Genomic DNA, 22,740 nt, shown 5'->3' on the forward strand with positions numbered 1-22,740 from the left:
GTGTGGGGTTTCCCCATGTGAGAGTAGGTCATCGCCAGGCATTGAATTAGAAAACCCCAGAAGAGCAATCTTCTGGGGTTTTTCTTTTTGTGCGGAAAAATTGTTTCGGGAACAGTTCGAACAAAGTAGGTCTATCTTGATAGAGAAACTGATCGTCCTGTTTTAACTTCTGCTAATTACCTTTCAGTATTTATAGTCATAAGTCGTCTATCTCAATACCGAGTCCTTCGGCAATAAGAAAAAGTCGAAGTTCAGCTCAGATAGGCTTGATAATTTGCCATATCCTGAAAGAATAGGCGGATTTTTTCATTTAGAGGTAAAGCTGTTGATTACTCAAGAATCATTCCTGAAAGCCTTAAATAATAATAAAGCCGTCCGCCCTCAGGACATGGAATTGCTGACTGCCTGGCATCAGGAAACAGGTCATTCCATGACAGCAGACCGGGTGATGGAAGTCACTGGTGCCAAGCGTGCTTCCCTGATCGTAAATAATCTGGGTAAGCGTATCGCCGGTTTCCTGGAAGTTGATGCGGGTACTGGCGCTTCAGTTATTGCTGAAGAAACTGATAGCGCATGGATGATGAAACCTGAACTGGCTGAAGCCATGTCTGTATTTAATGGTGTTGAGTCCAGTACTGCAAAAGTAGCTACCAAGGCAGAAGCAAAATTTGAGAAAAAAGTTTCTGCTCCTAAAGCTGCAGAAGAGGTTATAGAAGAGCTGGTTGTTGCAGAAGGCTCATTGGAAAGTGCTCTGGTAGCTTTCGATAAGGAAACTATTCAAAAGGCTTACCCAAATACTCCTGCAGGCCAGCGACTGCTGAAACCTGCCATGATCAAAGCTCTGGTTGAAACTCGTCCAGCTAATGTTCGTACTTATCAGCGTGTTATTGCTGCTGATCTGCGCAAGAGTGTCAGTGTTCAGGAATCCAAAATGTTTCTGAACAAAGTATTGGGACTTCTGAAAAAATAATAAGCTTCGGCTTATGTCAGAACCTCCTAATATCGAACATTAAGGAGCAAACCGAAAAGGATCTATCGGTTTATGCTCCTTGGTTTCTTCAGTTTGGTTGTTTATAGTCCGCGACCACAGTCGGACACTCTGAGAAACAATCGAATATGCCATTATCCAGACCTTTGGAATCCAGCTACGACGTCATTATCATAGGTGCAGGTGCATCCGGACTGATGTGTGCGCAAACTGCCGGGTATCGTGGACGGAAAGTTCTGGTTCTGGATCATGCCAATAAAATAGGTAAAAAAATTCTGATCTCCGGTGGTGGTCGCTGTAACTTCACCAATATGTATACCGAGCCGTCGAATTACCTCTCTCAAAACCCTCATTTCTGTAAATCTTCTCTTGCACGCTATACCCAGTGGGATTTCCAGGGGCTGGTTGCCAAGTATGATATTCCCTGGCATGAAAAAACACTGGGCCAGCTTTTTTGTGATAACCGTTCTCAGGATATTGTTGACCTGTTAATGGGTGAGTGTCGTGAAGCGGGCGTCACTGTCAGAGCTAAAGCAGAAGTACAAAAAGTAGTTGCTGATAAAGACAGAGGCTTTCAGCTGATAACCAGTCAGGGTGAATTTTCAGCACAGTCTCTGGTTGTCGCTACAGGTGGGTTGTCCTTCCCAACCATGGGTGCCACTGGTTTTGGCTATGAAATTGCTGAACAATTTGGACATGCGCTGATTGAACAAGTGCCCGGGCTGGTTCCTTTCACTCTATCAAAAAAGTGGCTGAATCATTTCAGTGACTTATCCGGTGTCAGTGCTGAAGTCACCTTAAGTTGTAATGAGCAGAGCTTCAGAGAAAACCTGCTAATTACTCATCGTGGTGTCAGTGGGCCTGCCGTTCTCCAGATATCATCTTACTGGAACCCCGGAGACCGTGTAATGGTTAATTGGCTACCGGGTATCAATACAGATGACTGGCTACAGGAAGCTATTCAGCAACGCCCTAAAGCTCAAATTTCTAACGTTATTTCGGAACATCTGACTAAACGTTTGGCTCAAACACTGTGTGATTATGGCAAGCTCAGGTTACTCACAGACAATGGTCGTAAGCCTGTTGCGCAGTTTACTTTGGCAGAGCTGGATGCTTTGGCTGATGAACTGACAAACTGGGGTCTGGAGCCAACAGGAACCGAAGGCTACAAAAAAGCAGAAGTTACCCTCGGTGGGGTGGCTACTGAGAAAGTGTCGTCCAAGACTCTGGAGAGTCAGCTTCAGCCGGGGTTGTTCTTTGTTGGTGAAGTACTGGATGTAACGGGACACTTGGGCGGATTCAACTTTCAGTGGGCCTGGGCTTCTGGTCATTGTGCCGGGCAATATGTTTAATTGTGTAGAAACAATAAAGATTGTACTTTAACTACAAAAGTTGAACGTTAAATAAAGAATAATAATAAAGTTTGCACGTCATCTAACGTATGACTATATTTCTGCTTATATGGAGTAACAGGATGTTGTTATATGGGACGTAGACGTAAGTTAGAGTCCGTAGAGGACTATAAACGCGCGTTAAAGAACGGTTTTGGACTTGGTGATGGGGATGACTACAAACCTTGGATAAGGGCTCAGGATGTGCCTTCTAAGGGCAAGAGCTCTAAGATTCAAGGCATGAAGTCAAATCGTATACATCACTGCTTATCACAGGGCGAAACAAGTTTTTTTTACTTAGCAGAATTCTCTGATGCGGTAACTGAGATCAGGGAACAATTCCCATTACTGCCATTGAGCTTAAGTCATAAGATAGCAAAAGCTTTTGAGATAGCTCATCCAAGAGTTCCTAAGGGGGAGAAGGAGCTGTCGGTGCTTACAACAGACTTCTTATTGACAATTAATTGTGGCGAGAATGCAAGCTACTTAGCTGTCAGTGTTAAGCCTGAGGGTGAGCTTGAGGATGAGCGAGTTCTAGAGAAGCAGGAGCTAGAACGTATTTGGTGGAATCTGTTAGGAATCCCTTTCAAAATCTACACGCAAACTGAAGATACTAAAATACAGGCAAAGAACATTGCATGGATATCAGATCCTCTCAGGTATGGCTTTACAACTACTGAAGATGAGCTTTTTAAGGCTGCAGAACTATTTTCTAAAGGAGATACACCTTTTAAAGAGGCTGTAGATTATGTTGCCAGTAATACTGGAATAAGCCTTATAAGAGCAATAGATATTGTAAAAACACTTATTTATAAAAATATTATATCTGTTGATTTTAGTGTTGATATTGAGGATAGCGGATTACTCAGAGTTATTGGTGTCTATGAGGCAGAGTATGAAAGAAAAAACGTTGTTAACTATAAATAGTGTTTGGAAAGCGCTAGATATTGAAGGAATACCAAACGGAAAGTATCGTGTTATTGAAATATGGCCAGACCTTGAGTGTCTTTCATTGTTCAAGGTTGATGAAGAGAAAAAAATACTCAGACCAGTGCTAATGAACTTAGAACATGTCAGGAAGTATATTGACAATAAAGATCTAACTTATTCTGAATATCAAATACCAAATTATCAGCTAGATATTGAGTACATTAATAGCAAGAAAATAAAAAATCTGAAAAACAAACGTTATAATTCAATAAAAGATATAATTGAAGATAGCGAAGCTATCTACAAAATCTCATTGAGAGAACGAAGTGGAATTCTATCTGCACATTCTAAGAAACTTGGTGTTAATAGACAAACGATAGGCAGGTTATTAAATCTCTATTGGAAATTCGGACAAACAAAAGATTCTCTAATACCTGCATATTCGAAAAGTGGCGGACCTAAAAAAGAAAGAACTGCTGGCTTAGCAAAACGAGGTGCTCCGATAAAGAAGAAAACAGAGGCATTTGATATGCCAGTAGGGATAAATGTAAGTGATGTGGACAAAGATAAAATAAAAAAAGGGATTAAAAAATACTATTTGTCTCAAAATGCAAAGAAAATGACTAAGGCCTATAGAGATACAGTATTAGAGTACTATGCTGAGGAGATTAAAATAGCAAAGAAAAATTCTTGTGAGCCGAAAGTGCCGTCATTGAATCAGTTTAGATACTGGTCAAAAAAATTATTTGATGCAGATGTAGTGATAAGGAAACGAACGAATGATGGAGACTATCAAAGAAATAAAAGAGGGTTAACATCATTCGCTTCCGTAAACGATACAGTACCAGGTAGCTGTTTTGAAATTGATGCAACTATAGCTGATGTTCACATAGTTTCTGCGTTCAATAGAAATCACAGCATAGGAAGGCCAACGATATATTCGATCACAGATAAAGCAAGTAGAATGATAGTTGGTTTTCATGTGTCTTTGTACAATGCAGGATGGAAACCTGCAAGACAAGCATTACTCAATGCTTTTAGGGATAAAGTTGAATACTGTAAAAAGTATGGAGTCGAAATTTCTTATGATGATTGGCCATGTCATCATGTTCCACGTAGCTTACTATGCGATAGAGGTGAGATGATTTGGGAGTCACCAGAAAAAACAGCTGTCCCTCTGATGAAAGTTGATATTGCACCACCTTATAGAGCTGATTTCAAAGCAATCGTTGAGAGAAGGTTTGGAATATTAAACGAAGAATTACTTCATGAACTTGAGGGTACAACAAAGGGAAGTATAAGAAAGAGAGGGGAAGTAAACCCTGCAGAAAAAGCTTTATATACCCTTGATGAAATTATTAATTTTCTATTAAAAGAAGTGATTTCTCATAATAAAAAGCAATTTGATGAGTTGGCCTATAGCGCACTACTTATGGAAAAAGGGTTAGCACCAACGCCTATAAATTTTTGGAGAGTGCATTTGGAGGAATATAGACATGCATTAAGAGTGTATGACGAGGTTGAAATTTTAGCTAGATTGTCACCACCTATCAAAGCATCTGTCACAAAGCGAGGTATTGAATATGATGATGTTCTTTTTACATGTGAAAGTGCAATAGCTAATAATTGGTTTGCAAATGCAAGAAATCATGGTCAGTGGAAAATAGAAGCAAGGCAAGATGTAGAGAAGTGTGATGTTTTTTATGTTAAGCCAGATAAAAGTAGCAATTTTGAAAAATGTACTCTTCTTCCTAGATCTAAAATATTTAAAAATAAACATATAGCAGATGTGTATTACTTCCAAGATTATAAGAAGTACCATGATAAAAATGAAAATTTTGATACTTTTGATATTGAGAAACATGAAAACAAAAAAGTAGTAACTAAAAATGCTAAAGAAGCTAAAAAAAATGCACCAAAAAATAAAACAAAAAAAGAAAAAATAATAAATATTCGTGAAAGAAGAAAGAGAGAAATTGAGGCGCGAGAAAACGAAAATAATCCATGGGATGCCAAAAGTAATAAGAGAAGGGAAAATGGTAAAGTCAGCAGCAGTGTTTTAAGCATGCTAGAGGCAGTAACTGAAGATAATACGAGTGATAGTAATGATTAAGGCTGTTTACAGTGATAGTTTTCTTCCTGAGTACAAGGGGAATCCTTTAATTGAAGCTTTACCGAAGAAAGAGTCAATGGATAAAGTTATAAAAACGATTTCTAATTTTCCAAGTTACTCAAAATCTGAAAGGAATTGTCCTTCCTATGAAAGAGAGGATTATGTTGCTCGATTAACAATGTTGCGTCAGCCTTTGCCTGAATATCTGCAGTGTTTCCGAATTATTGATAGGTTCTTAAAGGAAAGCTATAGCTCGAAAAATCCACTGCTGAGCACAACAGCACATTATTTACACTATATCGAATATAGTAAAGCACCTGAAGAACCAAGGGCAGGGTTATTTCATCCAAGAGGCTCAGCCGCAACCATTGTTGGCCCTAGTGGTGTAGGAAAAACAAAAATGCTTTTACAGGTACTTGATTATTATCCTCAGGTAATTGTGCACGAGGAGTATGATGGAAAACAACTATCGATTAAACAGGTTGTTTGGTTGAAAGTTGAGTGCCCATTCGATGCAAGTATACGTGGATTTTGCCATGCAATTTTATCAGCTATGGACAGTGCGCTAGAGAGTGAAGAAACAAAACCACAAAAAACCTTGGATGCACTTCTTACGCAAATAGAGAGGAAAATAAGATCAAGTTTTGTTGGGGTTATTGTAATTGATGAAATGCAGAATGTTAGTATTACAAATGCAGGCGGTTATAAAAAGCTGCTTGCATTTCTACTTAATCTAATTAATAGATCTGGAGTTCCAATAGTTTTTTGTGGAAATCCTGAAATGATTCCAATATTCAAAAGAAAATTTAAAATTGCTAGAAGGCTTGAAGCAGGTGGCTATATTCAAATGGAGGCAATGGAGCCTAGTGTTTGGAAGCTCTTTATGAGAAGTATGTGGAAGTATCAATGGACAAATATAGTTACGCCTCTATCCGAGGGATTGATGGATAAACTGTACGATTTATCGGAAGGGATTATTGATATTGCAATCAGAATATATATGGAAGCTCAAGAGATCGTTATTGGTTCAAATGATGAAAAAATAAATATTGATGTTTTAGAGAAGGCTTATCAAAATGTATGTCCCTTTACAGATAAAGGTCTTTCTCTACTAAAAACAGCAGATGAAAATCTGATCCGTTCAATTTATGATGATATTCTAAATGATGATGATTGTAGTTGGCTACAACAAAACTCTATGATTTATAATGAAAAACCACATAGAGAAGAGTGTAATAATGCAAAACTTAATGAAAACAGTCACTGCAAAAGCAAGTCAAAGATGATGATTAAGGGAGATTTATCAAGGCCTCATCACCAAGAGTTTGAAAGTGCGATCTATAAAGTAATCAATTGTGATTCTTTGGATGATGTAATATCAAACCCTACTCTACTAAGAAATGCTCTTGATGAGGATGATGTAATAAGTTATTTATATAGTAAGGATATTTTGATTAATGATCCTCTTAACCAAATCGGTGTTTAATAAGTTATATAGGAGCCAGTTTTTTCCGAACTGTGCTCCTGCGTACTAGAATGAATATTTTACCTGGGGAGACTGTATACTCATGGTTTATAAGGTATCATGCAGTAACAGGAGAAGCTCCGGCTTCTATATTGCGTCGTTTTTCTGGTAAAAGTAAAACAAGGATTCACCCATATCTCCCCTGCTATATTAATAAGCTGAGTGATTTTACATCACTGGATAGAAATAAACTTTTAATGGAGAATACGTTATACCCATTAATTGCTTTTTATCGTTCAGGAGAACAAAAAAAATTAATTAAAGCTGCTATGTTTGATGACGATGCATCGAAGGTAAATAGGTGTTCACTATTATCGTCAAATCAATTTCCTTTTCCTTTCGTGAATAATGTATGCCCATTATGTTATAGAGCTGATATTAAAGAAAAAGGTTTTCCTATATTGCATGTTGAACATCAAGTTTCTGGTATAAATGTATGCCCTCATCATAATATCTACTTAAGCAGAATTAGTCTAAGAACATCAGGTAACTCTGATTTGTCAATGTTGTCAGGTATAAGAATATCAAGTTTTACTCCCAAAAAAGCTGAAATAAAGTTATCTGAATTTTCTTTCGGCTTAATCAGTAACCTAAAGATGGTGAAAGAGAGAGATTTTGATATTATAAAAAAATACAAAGAATTATTGAGTGAGGAGTTTATTTCAAAAAATGGTTGTGTGATAAAAAATAAGAGAATAATGCAAAGACTTTTCAATTACTATCAAGAGATGTTTAGTTTATCAGATGTTTCAGAAATTATTAGATTCTCAGGTAATCACTTTCTATCACCAATTTTTGATAAAAATAAATCATATTGTCAGCACCCATTCAAACACTTGCTTTTTTCCAATTGGTTGATGGAAAGTTCTTCACAATATTTTTCTGATATAAGTAAGGAAGAAATATCGTGTAGAAATCGTTCGGCCAGAGCCAGTAATAAAGACAAGAAGCCTCTTAGAAATATATTGTTATGTGAGAAAGTATGGGAAATGGCTGAGAATGGAACTCATAGAGCTGAAATAGCTAAAGCATTCAATATATCACTTGGCTACACAGAACAAATAATTTCATCAAAAACAGGTTTAGTTGAACGTAGAAAGAAGATAAAGAAAAATGTAATTAGAAAAAATTATAGACAAGTAATTAAGAATTATTTGAGAAGTCATCCTGATTGCATGAGAAAAAATGTAAAAAAAGATTGTAGTAAACAATTTTACTGGTGTTATCTTTATGATCAACTGTGGCTATACACAGTGCTCCCTAGACCAAAAAAGAAAAAGAAAAACCCTAGAGTAAATTGGGAAAAACGTGATTCTGATATCCTGTTAAAACTCCCCAAAATAATAGCTCAAAGTAGAAATAAAATCACATGGAGCTCTTTGGATCGGGCACTAGGCGGTCATGGTTGGTTACTAAAAAAACGCAACATGTTACCTGATACTGTAAGGTACATAGTTGATAATGGAATTATTCAGATCAATAAAGAAAAAGGGATAGATTAAATTTTTTCAATAATATTAGTGATAATAAGCATTTCCCAATGCTTGTGTATGATTTTAGGTAATTTACCTCCATAGATCAAAACGCCCATTTCAATATTATGTTCTAGAGCATGGCCTGTAAGGTTCGCGCTTGTGATGAATGAAATCTCATCGTCGGCAACGATACATTTTGCATGCATAGAAGCATGATTGCCATTCGTGGTATTAGTTCGACTCTTTTGGGGCCAGTAATATACTGATGCAGAAGGCAATCTGGCAGCTATTCGTTCTCCAGGATCATAATTTTTTATGCTGCCTCCTCGGGACTCTGAGGATTCAGCCAAAAATGAAACCTTGACCCCTCTTTTAATAGCAACATCTATAGCTAAAGCCACATCATTGATATCGTTAATAACATAAGAAGATATGAATAATGTTCTTTTGGCTTTATCTATTACTTCGCAAAGAACCGCAGATGTCTTTCTGACGGGTACAACAGTTGAGTCTGGTCCGGTCCATACCAGTTCTATCTGCTCATTATTGGGCGAATGATGAGCTTTGTAATTGACACCTTGAAGCATTCCTGCCAACTCAAGTAGTTCAACATGATCCTCATTCCATAAAGCAAGCAGTCTCTTGAGGTGGTTTGCTGACTGGGGAGTTGTTTTGACCTTGGTTGCCAGTGTCTTTTTGTTGATTGGAGTACTCATACCTTTCAATACAGAAGCAAATTGACGCACCTTGTCAGGGTGCGTCATTTCCACAAATTTTCCAACCGCTTCCAGCAGTTCTTCCAAAGTTATTTCCTTCTGTTAGAAAAAAGCTGCATCAGCACAGTCCAATGTCGGTACTACAAGGGAGCGGTCAAGATACCTATTTCCCTTCTCACATGATGTCTCAGATACAAAGCCACATGCATGACAGCAAGCTGCATGTAGTGATCGATCTTTCTCAGGGTTATGCTCTGAGCAAAGAGGATCAGAGGAACAGATCCTGGCCCGATTCAATGCACTGTTTATAAGCCTTCCTAAGTTCTCGGGTTTCCCCAAGTCAACCAAACCACCAAGAGTACCATCAGAATCTGCTGCTGCCGTGTAAATCAAAATACCGGCCTGTTGCTGACTTCCTTCAGTATCCGCATAAATCCGTTCTCGGATGCTGGCAGCGTTATAACCACATTCCAGCGCCACTTCTCTTATCAGGAGATGTGCCAATGTATGCAAGAGTGCATAGCGAATGCCTGGATAGGCTTCGCCAGGATCAAGATTTCTAGCATTTCTCCACCCTCTATGACCTGCGAGTAGCTTTCTGTTAACCTCTTTAACCGCTGTCCTTTGTTCCCACTTCCGCAGTTCTTCTTCATTAAATCTAATGAAAATCCCTTCTCCGTGAACCTCTGTTGCAGGAACCCACTCAGGAGCCCCCCTGCATAAACTAGCAGTCTCAGGTCTTTGTGATGGGTCAGAAGATTGTTCAGGGGCCTCTACTCGGGTAAAACCAATAAGGGCATTAACCTCCCTCAGCCGTTCTAACATAAAAATATCTGAGATTTGTAGTTTGTATGTCTCTGGAGGTGTGACAGGTGTGCTAAGAAAATGAGGCCAGTCGGCAGGGGGGGTTGGTGCTGTTAAGACATCCCACTCAGGTCCTTTTATATCAGATTCAGAGACAGGGCCATGCTCTCCCCCTTTATTGATTGACTCCAAGGCTTCCCATATTTCAGAACTGGTATATTTTTCAATTCCAATAAGATGGCCCGTTTTTTTTAGTGTTTTTACGATTAAACCGATTTCAGTTTCAGACTCCACATCTTCAAAAAAATCTAGGCCATCCTGAAGAAGCTGAATAATAGGATCCCGGGTTACAGGTATTGCCAAGGCAGAAAGAGTAATAGGAAACCAGCTGTTCGTCGCCCCCAAAAGTACAGCCCTAGCTCCCTCTGTACAGTCATCGTTATAAATATTCAGATGTGCGTGTCTTGCCCTGCATTTAGGCAAATTCTGTTTACCTTCTTGTCCAAATGCATGAGCAAGAGAGCGCGACTTTTCACAACTGTCACACTTCACCCAAAGGTTTTCTGTTTGAAGCGATGCACCACTCTCGAAAAATCTGAGGGTTCCCTTACACTCACTTACTCCGCTATGAACGAAATAATGCCAAGGAAAATCATCAAGGTGACCATTTCGGCAAGCCAGCAGAAAACGTGCAGGCACCGCGTCTGCATCAGTTGCTTTAGCATCACCTTTTGATCCGGTACATCCTTTATGAACAAACCGGGTTAACTCAGGCCGATACCGGTTTTCTTTACACTCGAACAGTCCACGATCAAAAGGAGAAAGGAGGCCGCATTTAACGCACCTAAGCCAGCGTGGAAATGGTAATACGGGAACCCCAATATTAGCTTCAGCAGAATAGGCATCTACATGTTCACTTTTCTGATATGGGGGCATTCTCAGGCTCTCTACCTGAGACCCTAGCTCTTTTCTGACTGCCGCAAGCAACCTTGCCTCAGTAATAAGTGGGCAGCGATCTCTATCCCATAGGTGTGTGCCTAGAGTTAGGACCGATAAGCTGGGAAGGTCAATCAAAGCACCAGGGCCATATGTCCAAAGTAATTGACTGGGCCTTACATCTCCGACAGGTGTCTTATCACTCATCATCGCCCCCTACAGTTGAAATAGCAGTATTATTTTGGTCAACTGAAGGAGACCAGTCAGGCTCATCATCCATTGTTTTAGTATTCATAATGAGCCGAACTCCCGGTTCAACTTCACGCATAGACATTGGTACAGTTTTCCAGTCCCACTCTTTAATACCAGGATGCTTTAAAAGAGCGACAGTTTTATCTTTCTCTTTGCCCCTTTTTTCATAAGCCAGAATACGCCCACCTTCATTGGCCTCTTTACTCCACATGTCGGCACGTTTCTTCATCATACTTTCTGCCAGGTCTCTAGAGCCCGCATCGTCAGTGAGTCTCCAAGCCCTCTCTTTAAGTTTTTCGATTGACTCGGCAATTTCTAACTGGTGTGGCTTTTCCAGAGCCTGCGCTCCTGTATTTGGATTGAAGGAGGTATGTTCTAAACGGGTCATACTCAACATTGTTCCGGTCAATCCTTTATCCATAGCTCGCGGTGAGAATGGCGTTACCGACTGTGCCTCTACATGCTTGTAGAAAGTTGCATGGTAATGTTCAAAGGTCTCGTAATGAGAGAGGTCTCGAGGTCGTGCCCAAGTTAAAACGGTACATACCAACCCTGGAGAAGAGCGGCCAACACGACTGGTTGCCTGAATGTACTCAGCAGTACCTTTCGGCTGACCATTGACCGCCATCAAACCTAGCCGATTAACATCCACACCAACAGATAACATGTTTGTGGCCAGAACAATATCGACAGCCCTGTCCTGCCCTTTCTCCCAATTACTAGTATATAACCCAGTTGCGGGATCAATGTCTGCTCTGAATTTAATCTCAAGCTGATCCAGTTTTTTAGGGATATCTTTACCGGAGACCCGAGCAGTTAACTCATCCGTGTTGTTGACAGCCCTTTGCTCTAGACCTGGTCTGGCCACTTGGCTCATTTGTACACGGTAAGAACGTGTTCTGACATCGTCCTCAGCCAATCGCTTCATGCCTCCCAACTCGCGCAACGAGTTAAAGTAACCGACGGTGGTCATGTAAGGATCTGCAAGTTGTCCGAACCTATTAAATAGTGCCTGAGAAGCAGAGAGCAAAGCAGTATAGATACGGATAAGCATGGCTGGTCGTGAGCTGCCGGGAGAGCATATTCCCAGATAACGTCGACCAGGCCTTTTGCTCAGGGAGCGTTGAATAGAGAAGAAATTATCCTCAACATCTAAACCGTGGGGTGGGAATACTGACACCTGCCGCATAAACACATTACGAACCTGGTCATCAGCCTTACGAACTGTTGCTGTAGAGGCAATTATCTTTGGACGAACCTTTTTACCATTGACCTCCCAAGAGCACAGTTCATCAACAGCCGTTTCATATAGGCCAACCATTGTACCCAAGGGGCCACTAATCAGGTGAAATTCGTCCTGAATAATCAGATCAGGTGGACGGACTGGACTGATACCCTCAACCTTAACAGCAGGCAACCCATTTTTGTTGTCTGATCGGTGGTTCCCTTTACATATGCTATCCGGCCAGATGAACCCATGTCGTGGACATTCATGGCTAACCTTGCCAAACAGAGTCCTAATCTGCCCACGCCAGGCCATCATGGCAAATTTATCCACAGTGGCAATCATCATGGTGGGAGGTCGATGATAAATCTCCTCATCCACAACAAGAACAGGAATGCCAGGATGAATTTCTTTTGATGACTTGCCTTTGGAAAAAGAGCACCGGCCTCGCTTGTCGCCACAATATATGGATGTCTGGTTTGTAGCTTTTTTAACTTCAATATCACGGCCAGCAGCAACTTCTGAGCCACACCATGGACAACTGGTTAACTGAGCAGGTGATGACGAAACAACTTTGTTGTCTCTGAAGTTTTGTATCGCTTCATGGCTACTTACTGTTGTTCCGGGAGTGACTTTATTACCGACCCACAGACCTATAGTGAAAGGAGTTGTACCGAGGGAGTCATCTCCACCCTGCAAAGCGTCTCTGCGCAGTACTTCCATGGCGCAGATGAGGGTTGTCGCACGTTGAAACTGCTGTAAGGTAAGAAGGCGCAATGTATAGCGCATGATGACCGATAAACCTCTGCCTGCATCATACCCGCCAAGTGCACCTTGAAAGCGACGAATCGCCATGGTGAATGCGGCTACCCCCAGATAAGCCTCGGTTTTACCACCGCCAGTTGGAAACCACAGCAGATCGGCATAAGCTTCGGCGGGAACAGTTCGATCTTTATGAGTAGGGTCAGCCAATGAAGGTAAAGACAGCAACATAAAAGCTAACTGAAATGGCCTCCATGAGCGGTTCTTTCTGATATTGATTTCAGAGATTTTTGGCTTGTTTCCCCGCCTTCGCTCAAGTGCGTAGATACTGTGAATACGTTGTTTAGCCATAGCCATATTGGCAAACCGGAACGCTTTCAAAGCAAGATCATTATCAGCTAATATCTGAATACCAGCTTCAAGCCTTTCCTTGATTTGATCACACCTTTCAAGAGCCTGTTCAGCCTGCTCATTATGACCAATAACATCTTCGCCTATGCGGCTATTTTGTTCTTGAATCCAGCTTTCATAGTCAGTGGTGAGCGTTGTTAAAGCTGTGACTAGCTCATCTTTTTCCATTTTGGCCAGCAGTTCCATATCGAGGAATCCACTATCCACCATATGGCGCATGGCTGGGCGATCTTCTTCATTCAACCCTGGTGTTTCAGTAACCGGCACTTCACTTTGAGGCAGTACCACGGTTTTGATAGAAACCGATTTTTCTAGGTTATCTTTCTTTACAGATGAATGAACAGAAATACCATGACCAACAGCAAACTCAACCTGCTTGCGGTAGATCATCTCCAAAGCTTCCCGTTCAGGATCATCCCCTTCGCTATCCAGAACTGGTCTGCGCCTGAAAATGGCTGCTCCAGAGTTACCTGTAGCAGTAACGGTTAACTCAGGCTGAAAGATCCAGTTGGCATCCCTGCTCTGTTCCAGCTCCTCTTGGGCGTTAACCAGAAACAGTGTGACTAATCGATCTCCTTTGTGGTTTGGTGGCCTGATAGAGCCTTGTACGACGATGTTTGGGTTTTCTTTGTCTACAGCTGTAGCCGGAATCAGACCATTTTTCAGAGGCAAGGCTAGTGTGGCACCACAGGGGATTCGTTTCCAAACTCTGGAGGCCTTTCCGGTTCTTCGATCAAGGGTAAAATCGCTCTCAGCTCTCTCATAACGCCCCCAATTTGCGGAAATCTCTACAGCATCAACATCGCCATCTACGCAAAATGTCAGTCCGAAGCTGGATGGAACCAAAGAGTGGTTATTGGAAGTATCTACTTCTTCAGAGGGCTCAGAATCACCTTCTACAGAACTGTTGGCCTTTTCAAATTCTGCGCCTGGGTCGCTGTAACCGGTATGGACTTCCAATGATTCAGGCTCTTCATCACCAGCGGCTTTTGCGAGGCCATCAGTAGGTTCTCCCTGTGGTGCAAACTTACCGACCAGGTAACGATCGCGGACGCTCATCTCAGCGATCTCTTCATGGGGGCCACAAGCAGGACCCAGAAGGTCATCCATCACAGCCAGCTGCAGAAGCTCGCGGACATAAGCTTCATCCTCTACCAGAGGTATGTCTGCAACTGTTGCTTCGGTGAGTTTGGAAATACCCTCAGCAAATAGTGTCCAGTTCAACCTGCCGATACTGCCAGTTGGTAAATTCCAGCCTGCAATGGATATATTTTTGTTTCTATCTACGGAAAGCTGCTTGTCGAAGTAGAGGGTAGTATTTTTAAGGTTTGAACGAATTCGATAAATCCTACCGATACGGAGAGCCAACCCAGCGGGATTTGCGATGGCAATATAATCATCTTCTTGAACAGCCTGATATTTCTGCCGTTCGCCAGATAGAACGTGAGTGAACTCGTCAAACGATTCGCCTAAATACAGGCCATTATCTACAGCTATCCAGGCATTAAGTGCCTTTGATTCAGACATCACTCCCTCCACTACAATTTGGCACGGTAACGCAGGCTGTCACCGGAGCCTTGTTGTTCAATATCACCATCAGCCAGTAGTTCAGAAATGGCATCACCCCACATAGCCGGATTAGCTCCACAGCCATTCAGGATAACCTGTTTTGAATACCACTTGCCTGGATTTTCCTCTAGCCAAGCATAGATTTGATCAGTAGGTGTTGCTCCCCACATATTGCCTTTGGTGGACTTTTGCTTGATTACTGGCTGGGTGGCAGCTTCAAATAGTCCTATCTGAGGAGCAGTTTTGGTGCTAGTTGCTTTTGACTTGGAAGCTTTTTTAGCTGAAGTTTTTTTTGCTTTGGCTTTTCTCAGGCCTTCCTTTTGTTCCTGTTCGTATCTCTCTTTATTGAGCATGGCAAGACGGTAGAGAATTTCCTCTCTGGCTTTCTCGCTGATGGTATAGCGAAGATTTTTTCCTTCTGGTAAGTAAGCAACTTCATGAAACCCATGTTCTAAATCTAAATCTACCCATCCGTAACATGCGAGTAATTGATTATCTAAATCGCATACCATCTGCCGTATACTTTTGAGTATGGTTGAGTTTTTTGAGGAGCTAATATCATTGAATGCAGAGGTTAACCCTATATGTTCATTGAACATATAGCTTTGTAATTGAGTGAAGAGTTTTTCTCCAATGTCAGCTAAAACAGCATATTCTTTTGGAAATGAAAACTTGTCCATGATTTCATTAGGGCTATATCTAAGATCATGCTGCAATCGAGAGCCGTATTGCCAAGCCCAAACCGTATGAATACTTGACTGTAACACTGAATAATCTTCCCAGTTTTCTGTAGGGAAGATCACAATGCCGTCAGAAAAGAGGTAGTCGTTCGGAAGTTTTGCGATTGCAACATGCTTAGTGTGCCTACATATGGCATAACAATGGCTTAGTTTTTTCTTTTTCTCAGCTGCTTTTTCAAAGGAATAACCTCGTCCAAGTGAATTATACAGTTTTTGTCTAGGCCTCCAATGCTTCCACCAAACATCCATAATTTTTGAGTATGACTTGGATTTTGCCTTTTCTAAACGCTCTGGGTAAACATGTTCCTGTATCCATGCAAATGCTTCACAGTAGCCCTGAGCTTTATCTATGCTCCAGTCCCAAAAGTTCACAATACATCGTTGTGGTTCCTGAGATGAGCTTGAGTTAAGGTCATCTCCGCTAATGTAAGAGAATATTACATTGGCATTTTTAGGGTCTTTTTCAAGAAGCTTTTTTGCTGTTTCGTTTGGAATAAAAAAACCATCACCAAGTACATGTGTCCCCTGATATGCTCGTCCACTATTTTCAACAAGCTTAACCGGAGACCAGTATTTCCCTTCTGATAAATGGGAGTTAATAGTCTTGACGGCTCTACCATTTATGGTTTTTGCACCCTGCCAGCAGCCTCGATAAATGATTAGCCTACTTATGATTATTGAAGCTTTACCCTGCCACTCTTCGTTAGGTATGGCAGAAATAATTGTCAGGCCACTCTCTAGTATTTGCTTTAAGCCCAAGCTTCTTGTTTCTCCCTCTGATATTGCGCTACTAGAGATAAGCCCAAATACACCTTGATGCCTGACTAAGCTTGATGACTTCAAGAAAAAGTAAGCAACTAAATCTGCTGATCCTTTAGCCCCATTTGCTAAATATTTCTTAATGAAATGTTTATAAGCATCGCCAGAAAAAGAAGATATTCTCTTTCCATGGAGGAAAGGTGGGTTACCAATAATTGCGTCAAAGCCATCTCTTCCATTAAAGAAAACTTCTGGAAACTCAAGCATCCAGTGAAAAGGTGTTCTATTGAGTTTGTCCCTTGGTAGATCAGTATTTAACCCTTTTTGAGCTAAGATCTGAATCTGCCTGATTTGTTCACTATCACCGTTAAGTGCTTCACCTGCATAAATTGAGAGAGCGGTCACATCTGGATTCTGTGCACCGCTCTTTAGGGTTAAACCAATCAGTGCATCAGCGATAAGCTCTGGCATTACAAGCTTTCTACGAGCCTGAGCATCCAAATGCGCCATCACTTCAACATCTTTGATATCCCTGATAGGTTGCAAACGAAGTTCTTTCCGTAACTCAATAGCCTCATGTACTGCCTGTTCTATTTTCTGGGCAAAAAGCTGTTTCTGTCCGTTAGCGGTATCCATATTCAGATAGAGCAGCTGGTCCAGATTCTGGATGCCCAGCAGACTGTCACCGTGCCTGAGGTTGTGATCCAGAAAGCCAAATGGACGGCCTTTTGCAAGAGTTATAAGCCAGATTGATAGCTTAGCCAGCTCAACAGCCAGTGGATTCATATCCACACCATAAAGGCACTGCTCGGCAATAAGCCGTCTGGCAGTGAGCAGACGTTCTTCCGCTCCTGAGGGTAAAGGCTCAAGCTTTCCGATAGCCTTCAGAACTAGTCCTTCTGATGAGATGGTCTGCCCTGACTTTTCTGCCAACTCCCAAGCTTCCACCAACCTTTCAGATAGCCAGCGACAAGCTTGTACCAGAAATGCACCAGAACCCATAGCGGGATCGCAAATTTTCAGATCAAGCAGCTCTGATGGTGATTTGAGTTGCCATTCAGCTCTTTCCTTGCCTTCTGCAGGGCCTATGTATGCCACTGGTTCCAAGGTTTCTTTTACTATGGCTTCAGTCAGTGATTTTGGCGTGTAGTGAGAACCTGTTTCCCTACGTTCGGCACCCATAGCCACCATATAGGCATCTTTAGGATAGACAAGCGGATAACCCCAGCTGTCTGTCTTTAACAAGTGAAAAACAGGGAGCAGACGATCTCTCAGTTGAACATTACTGTTACATGCCGTTAGTAGCTTATCTGCGGCTGCATCATCAATATCCTTTTTTAGATCATTTCTAACTCGACTGATGGAGCTGCCTAAACGCTCTTTTAGGAGTTCTTCCAGAGATTTTTTACCATCTAATCTGGCTGACTCCAGCTCACCTAATGTAAGCCAGGGTCTTTTAGCACTTTTAGTGGCATCCAGCTCAAGAGTTACATCCAGTGCTTTCTTTACCGTTCTTTCCAGCAAGCCTTCATAGACATAGCCTATTTGTTCAACATCCAGGGCTCTATAGGACAGCGTTCGCCCCTGAAAGAGCTGAATAGAGTCAAGCAGAAGTAAAACGGTGCGATTATCAATCGGTAGTGGTTTTGCAGGATTGAGTTTCCAAGATGAATCTTTTGCACGGCCCTCAAGAAAAGGGAATCTATCTGGGTCAAACAGCGAGCCGCCCAGTGCAGGCATTTGCATCCCTTCGTGCTCAACACCTCCATATACGGCTCGGAAAATAGCAAGCAGGCGTGACCAGCCGTCCCAGCGACGCTCCAGAATTTCTTCCGACTCTGCCCTTAACTGCATCCTCAGGGTTGAAACAGCATAATGAGCTTCAAACCGCTCATCTCCTAGCAAGAGCAGCTCCCGTTCTTCGGCACAGAGAAGAAAAACCAGCCGCATCATGACAGTCAAACCAGCCTCGTAAAGCTCAGTTGGCTGAACATCCTTTAGCAGTTGTCGATTACGCTCCAGGTCAGCCTTGTCTAGCGCTTGAACCAATACTTCAACTGCTCGACGAACCTGCTCACCAAGGGCATCTGTGACTTCATCCTGGTGCTTCAGGGATTCATCGAGTAATGCAGGGAGCTGCTCTGAAATGTCAACAAAGAAACGTCTAACTCCCAGAAGTGCTTCAAATGCTTGTAAAGTTATTGGCTCCTGTTGCCAGATACGAGCGAACCAGCTGGCGAATGTGGTAACAGCTCCTACCGGAGCATCAATCAGCATCCACTGTTCACCATTGGTTATTAAGCCCAATCGAACACCTGTGGCCCTGCATAACTGAACCATTCTTTCAGTAGCTGAAGCGGTCCACCCATCGCCCTTGGAAGGCGCATTCAAGTCATATCCAGACTCAAAGGTTTTGATGAGTATGGGGTATTTTTCACTCTGCTCATCAAAGAAGGCGTAATCAGGTTTTAAAGTAACACCATATTCAGGAACACTATGCTGCAAGCTTTTTGGCAGTTGCTCTGATGCAATCAGTGAATCCTCTTCATCATCTGACAGCTCCAGAATGTCCTCAAGTACCAGATTGATCCACTCTCTGTGAATGTCTGGCAATTCAGCATCATCGTTATCAATAGCATCAAGCCATTCCTCGTAAGCTTGATTCAGTTTTTTCTTTTTTTGAGGTGCCAGCTTCTCCAACCCTTGGGGAAAGATTTTTTCTAATACAGGCACCGCCAGAAATGGCCCGGAGATATCCAGCAGCGACAGCCACTCAGCATGTTGGTTATTTGTACTCATAGGAGTTAGCTCGCAATCAGGGATTCGGGCACCATGAGAATAACAGTGACCGGAAATGTTCGATGTTTAAGATCAGCAAAACGATGTTCTATGGCCGCAACTTCTTGCTCTCTCTCTTCAGGGATTTTGGCAAGACGGGCTTCCAAAGCTGCATTGTCTCTGCGAATTTGGGTTCGCTCATCCTCGGTAAACAGTGAGAACTGCTCCGGGTCTTCGTCTTTCTTCAGCTCTTCCTCTATAGAGCTTTGCAGCTCATCCAGAATCGTAGAGATATTTTTAATTTCTCTTGCCTTGAGTTTTTCTAAACTGCTACTCAAGCCATTCAAGCGGTCTTTGGATCGTGCCTCTACTGTTTGAATAATCGTATCCCTGTGATTTTCAAAACGCTTGTTAAGAGCAGATAGCAGAGACTCTGGTACAGTTGCTGGATTGGATGTTTGATTCCAACTATCAATAACGCTCACACCACGTTCACGTGTAAAACGAGTGTCACGCAGGTATCCACCGGATAGGGTTAGTTCTTCATGCAGCCTATGGTGATTTCCACCTGTGACAACCAACCTTGAGACAACCATAACCGCTGGAGATTCGATATCTGTATCTGGTAGGGAGCGTATGGCAACTCGGTGCAATTTTTTAACATCATCTTGAGCCCAAACCTCTGCCCGGAGAAGGCGTAGAGACATTTGCACCAGCCGGTGATTCAAGTGAATCAGGACAACATCATCTCTACCTTTTGCCACATCATGGTCAAAAGTAATCGGGCGTATTTCACCGGTGTGGGGATGACGTAAACCTTCCCAACATTTCGCCCATGAGCCGGTTAAGTTGGGCATCCGATAGATGCTTCCATCAGGTGCCCCAGCAAGAGTTGTTGTCTGTAGGGCAGGCTTATCAGCCAAGGTTAGGGCAGTCTTAACCGTTGCTGCAACACGATCTGGAGTGAGGTGGAACTCTTTTCTGGTTTCCACGATTCTGGAGTGAAGGTTGGCAATCTTTTCTTTGAGTTGACGTTCTGACCGTATTAGCTTTTTGCTTAGCTCAGCTTTCTTCTCAGCAACTCTTGTATCGAGATCGTTGCGCTTGCCCAACATAGCTTCTTCAATCTGCTGTTCAATAACAGGGCCGACACTTCCAAGCATTTGTCTCATAGCATCAATCTTTCTGACGGCCCGCATCAGATATTCAGACTGACCTTCAAGTTTGTTGACGTTAACAGCTGGATTGACGTCTTCTTCGTTGAAATGGCTGTCGACTGGGTGCCATATATGAACCTCAGAATGTCGTTGGCCATGACGATCTATACGGCCATTGCGTTGTTCCATGACATTAGGATTCCAGGGGATTTCAACGTGAATCAGATAACAACAGTGGTTTTGTAAGTCGATACCTTCTGAAGCAGCATCAGTTGCCAATAGGATTCTAACAGGAGAAACAGCAGGATTTGCCTGAAATGCTGCTTTTACTTTTTCTCTTTCATCATGATCCATGCTCCCATGGATGACGTTTAATCTATCGCCACCAAGGTCGTTGCTGCTGAGAATTTGATGTAGCCATTGATGGGTTGTCCTGTATTCAGTAAACAGGATGACTCGCTGATTATTCCATTCACCGTCTGTTTTAAGATGGGATTCAACCCAACTCAGAATAGATTGAGCTTTGGCATCCACTCGATTACGCATGGCCTGAGCCCAGGAGCGCATCTCTGAAATCAGTTCTTTCTGCTCAGGTGTCAGTGGGAGAGCGTGCCTCCCAGCTTCCTCAACAGCTTCGCCTTGAGCGGTTTCATATTCCGTATCGTTAGCAAAATCTTCTTCTGCCTTGAGTATCCTTTTTTTCAGAATACGTTCATCCAGTGAGTTGCGTTGCTTCTGCTCACGCTTGCCTTCAACACTTTGTATATGTTTTTCCAGTGTTGAAGCGAAGGCTGCTGGTGATGAGAACAGGCGTTTCTTGAGAAGCTTGTGAATAAACTCGGTTCCTTTAACAGAACCTTGCTCCCTGGCAGCTATAGAGCGGCTTTCACAATAGTCCTGAAGAACCTTGTGAATGTCTCTCTCTGCCCCGGAGTATGGGATTTTCAGAGCATGCAACTCTCTGGTTGGGTATATTCTGTTCCCATCAGCATCTACTATGTCTGTCTTTAATCGCCTCACCATAATCTGGCTGAGCTGCTCTTGGTCTGGCTCTATTGTTCTGGCAAACCGTTGGTCATCCAGAAGTTCCAGTAATGAAGTGAAAGACTCTGTGTAACCATTGTGAGGGGTTGCACTCAGGAACAGCCGATGTTGAAAATGAGGTGCAATCGTTCTGATAAAGCGGGTTCTCAAGCTATCAACGGCATAATGTGTAGAACTTGCCGGAGCTATGTTGTGTGCTTCATCCACAATGAGAATATCGAACTTTCTGGGGAATCCTGCGTGCGGTGGCAGGATATCTTTCATGGTCCGTAAGCCTTCCCCTGATTTGGCCCAATGCATTGAAGTAATGAGTCTTGGGAATGATGTCCATGGGTTGGCATGAATACCCCTTTTGCGCCGGACACCCTTGATGTAATTACTGTCTACAATTTTAAATTCCAGTCCAAACTTCTCTTGCATTTCAACACGCCACTTCTCTTGCAGAGACGCGGGGCAAACGACTAGAACGGTTCTTGCTCTATGGCGCAAAAGAAGCTCCTGAACTACCAAGCCTGCTTCAATGGTTTTACCCAGACCAACGTCATCAGCAATCAGCAAGTTTGCTCTTGCCATATCTATGGCACGGACAAGTGGGTCAAGCTGGAAATCTTCTATGCTCACACCGCTTCTGAAGGGGGCCTGAAGAAAGCCGCGATCTGCATTTGTGGCTGCTCCCCAGCGAACAGCATCCAGAAATGCTTCCAGCTTTTCAGCATCATCAATGCCGGTGATTGTAGGCAATCCCGCTCGTTCAATGATGTGGGCTCCAGGTTCTATTTCCCAGAGCACTTCAAGTTCTTCACCCAAGCCGTCTTCTTCTATGGAGTTAAGGCTGATCATGTGTTGTTTTTGATTGGGTGAAACATGCATTTCAGAAGCATTCACATCAGCAACAATCCATTGACGACGGCGCACTTCTACAAGCTGCCCAGGCTCAGGGGGGGCATAAATATTCATATGATCAGTCATGGTTTTCCCATGTTCAGCAGGTTGAGTCATAGACGACCCAAGATAGTGAGAATGATTCGATACGCTACCGCTCTGGAATTCTTGGCAGGTAATCACATGATATTTGTGAGTCAGCTGCGTTGGGTGGCGTATCTCCATAAGCCAGTGTGGTGAGACATAGAGTGTACAGTTTTTTCTGTGACGGCTGCTATTGAAT

11 protein-coding genes and 1 rRNA gene (1 of these 12 cut by a window edge) are annotated in these 22,740 nt (G+C 42.5%); 7 read left to right on the forward strand and 5 right to left on the reverse strand.

Annotated elements, in window-relative coordinates; all coding sequences use genetic code 11:
• From rrf to EOPP23_RS00040, 7 genes are all read left to right on the forward strand, one after another.
• Nucleotides 1-40, forward strand: a 5S ribosomal RNA gene (gene rrf, locus EOPP23_RS00010) (it extends 90 nt beyond the left edge of the window).
• Between the two features lie 285 nt (nucleotides 41-325).
• A complete protein-coding gene (locus EOPP23_RS00015; RefSeq protein ID WP_153763927.1) occupies nucleotides 326-970 on the forward strand; it encodes a hypothetical protein in 645 nt (214 codons plus the stop codon).
• A gap of 146 nt (nucleotides 971-1,116) precedes the next feature.
• Nucleotides 1,117-2,340, forward strand: coding sequence for an NAD(P)/FAD-dependent oxidoreductase (locus EOPP23_RS00020; RefSeq protein ID WP_153763928.1), 1,224 nt, complete (start codon nucleotides 1,117-1,119; stop codon nucleotides 2,338-2,340).
• A gap of 132 nt (nucleotides 2,341-2,472) precedes the next feature.
• Nucleotides 2,473-3,306: a TnsA endonuclease N-terminal domain-containing protein gene (locus EOPP23_RS00025; protein ID WP_153763929.1), complete on the forward strand. Its 834-nt coding sequence runs from the start codon at nucleotides 2,473-2,475 to the stop codon at nucleotides 3,304-3,306.
• Nucleotides 3,275-5,422 (forward strand): transposase, encoded by a 2,148-nt coding sequence (locus tag EOPP23_RS00030; RefSeq protein ID WP_153763930.1) that lies wholly within the window; start codon nucleotides 3,275-3,277, stop codon nucleotides 5,420-5,422. Before EOPP23_RS00025 ends, EOPP23_RS00030 begins: the two co-directional genes overlap by 32 nt.
• Entirely contained in the window at nucleotides 5,415-6,908 is a 1,494-nt protein-coding gene (locus EOPP23_RS00035) for an ATP-binding protein (protein WP_153763931.1), read from the forward strand. Before EOPP23_RS00030 ends, EOPP23_RS00035 begins: the two co-directional genes overlap by 8 nt.
• Before the next feature lie 50 nt (nucleotides 6,909-6,958).
• A complete protein-coding gene (locus EOPP23_RS00040) occupies nucleotides 6,959-8,449 on the forward strand; it encodes a TnsD family Tn7-like transposition protein (RefSeq protein ID WP_153763932.1) in 1,491 nt (496 codons plus the stop codon).
• Here EOPP23_RS00040 and drmC read toward each other — a convergent pair.
• From drmC to drmD, 5 genes are read right to left on the reverse strand one after another with little or no spacing between them, the layout of a single operon-like run.
• Entirely contained in the window at nucleotides 8,446-9,225 is a 780-nt protein-coding gene (gene drmC / locus EOPP23_RS00045) for a DISARM system phospholipase D-like protein DrmC (protein ID WP_153763933.1), read from the reverse strand. The genes EOPP23_RS00040 and drmC overlap by 4 nt on opposite strands.
• A 15-nt stretch (nucleotides 9,226-9,240) precedes the next feature.
• Entirely contained in the window at nucleotides 9,241-11,088 is a 1,848-nt protein-coding gene (gene drmB / locus EOPP23_RS00050) for a DUF1998 domain-containing protein (protein WP_153763934.1), read from the reverse strand.
• Nucleotides 11,078-15,055: a DISARM system helicase DrmA gene (gene drmA, locus EOPP23_RS00055; protein WP_153763935.1), complete on the reverse strand. Its 3,978-nt coding sequence runs from the start codon at nucleotides 15,053-15,055 to the stop codon at nucleotides 11,078-11,080. The genes drmB and drmA overlap by 11 nt, the downstream gene beginning before the upstream one ends.
• Nucleotides 15,056-15,066: 11 nt before the next feature.
• Complete coding sequence (locus EOPP23_RS00060) at nucleotides 15,067-19,395, reverse strand: DNA methyltransferase (protein WP_153763936.1); 4,329 nt, start codon at nucleotides 19,393-19,395, stop codon at nucleotides 15,067-15,069.
• Between the two features lie 5 nt (nucleotides 19,396-19,400).
• Nucleotides 19,401-22,544: a DISARM system SNF2-like helicase DrmD gene (drmD, locus tag EOPP23_RS00065; protein WP_153763937.1), complete on the reverse strand. Its 3,144-nt coding sequence runs from the start codon at nucleotides 22,542-22,544 to the stop codon at nucleotides 19,401-19,403.
• Between the last annotated feature and the right edge of the window lie 196 nt (nucleotides 22,545-22,740).

It is taken from the genome of Endozoicomonas sp. OPT23 (genome assembly GCF_009653635.1).
GTDB lineage: Bacteria > Pseudomonadota > Gammaproteobacteria > Pseudomonadales > Endozoicomonadaceae > Endozoicomonas_A.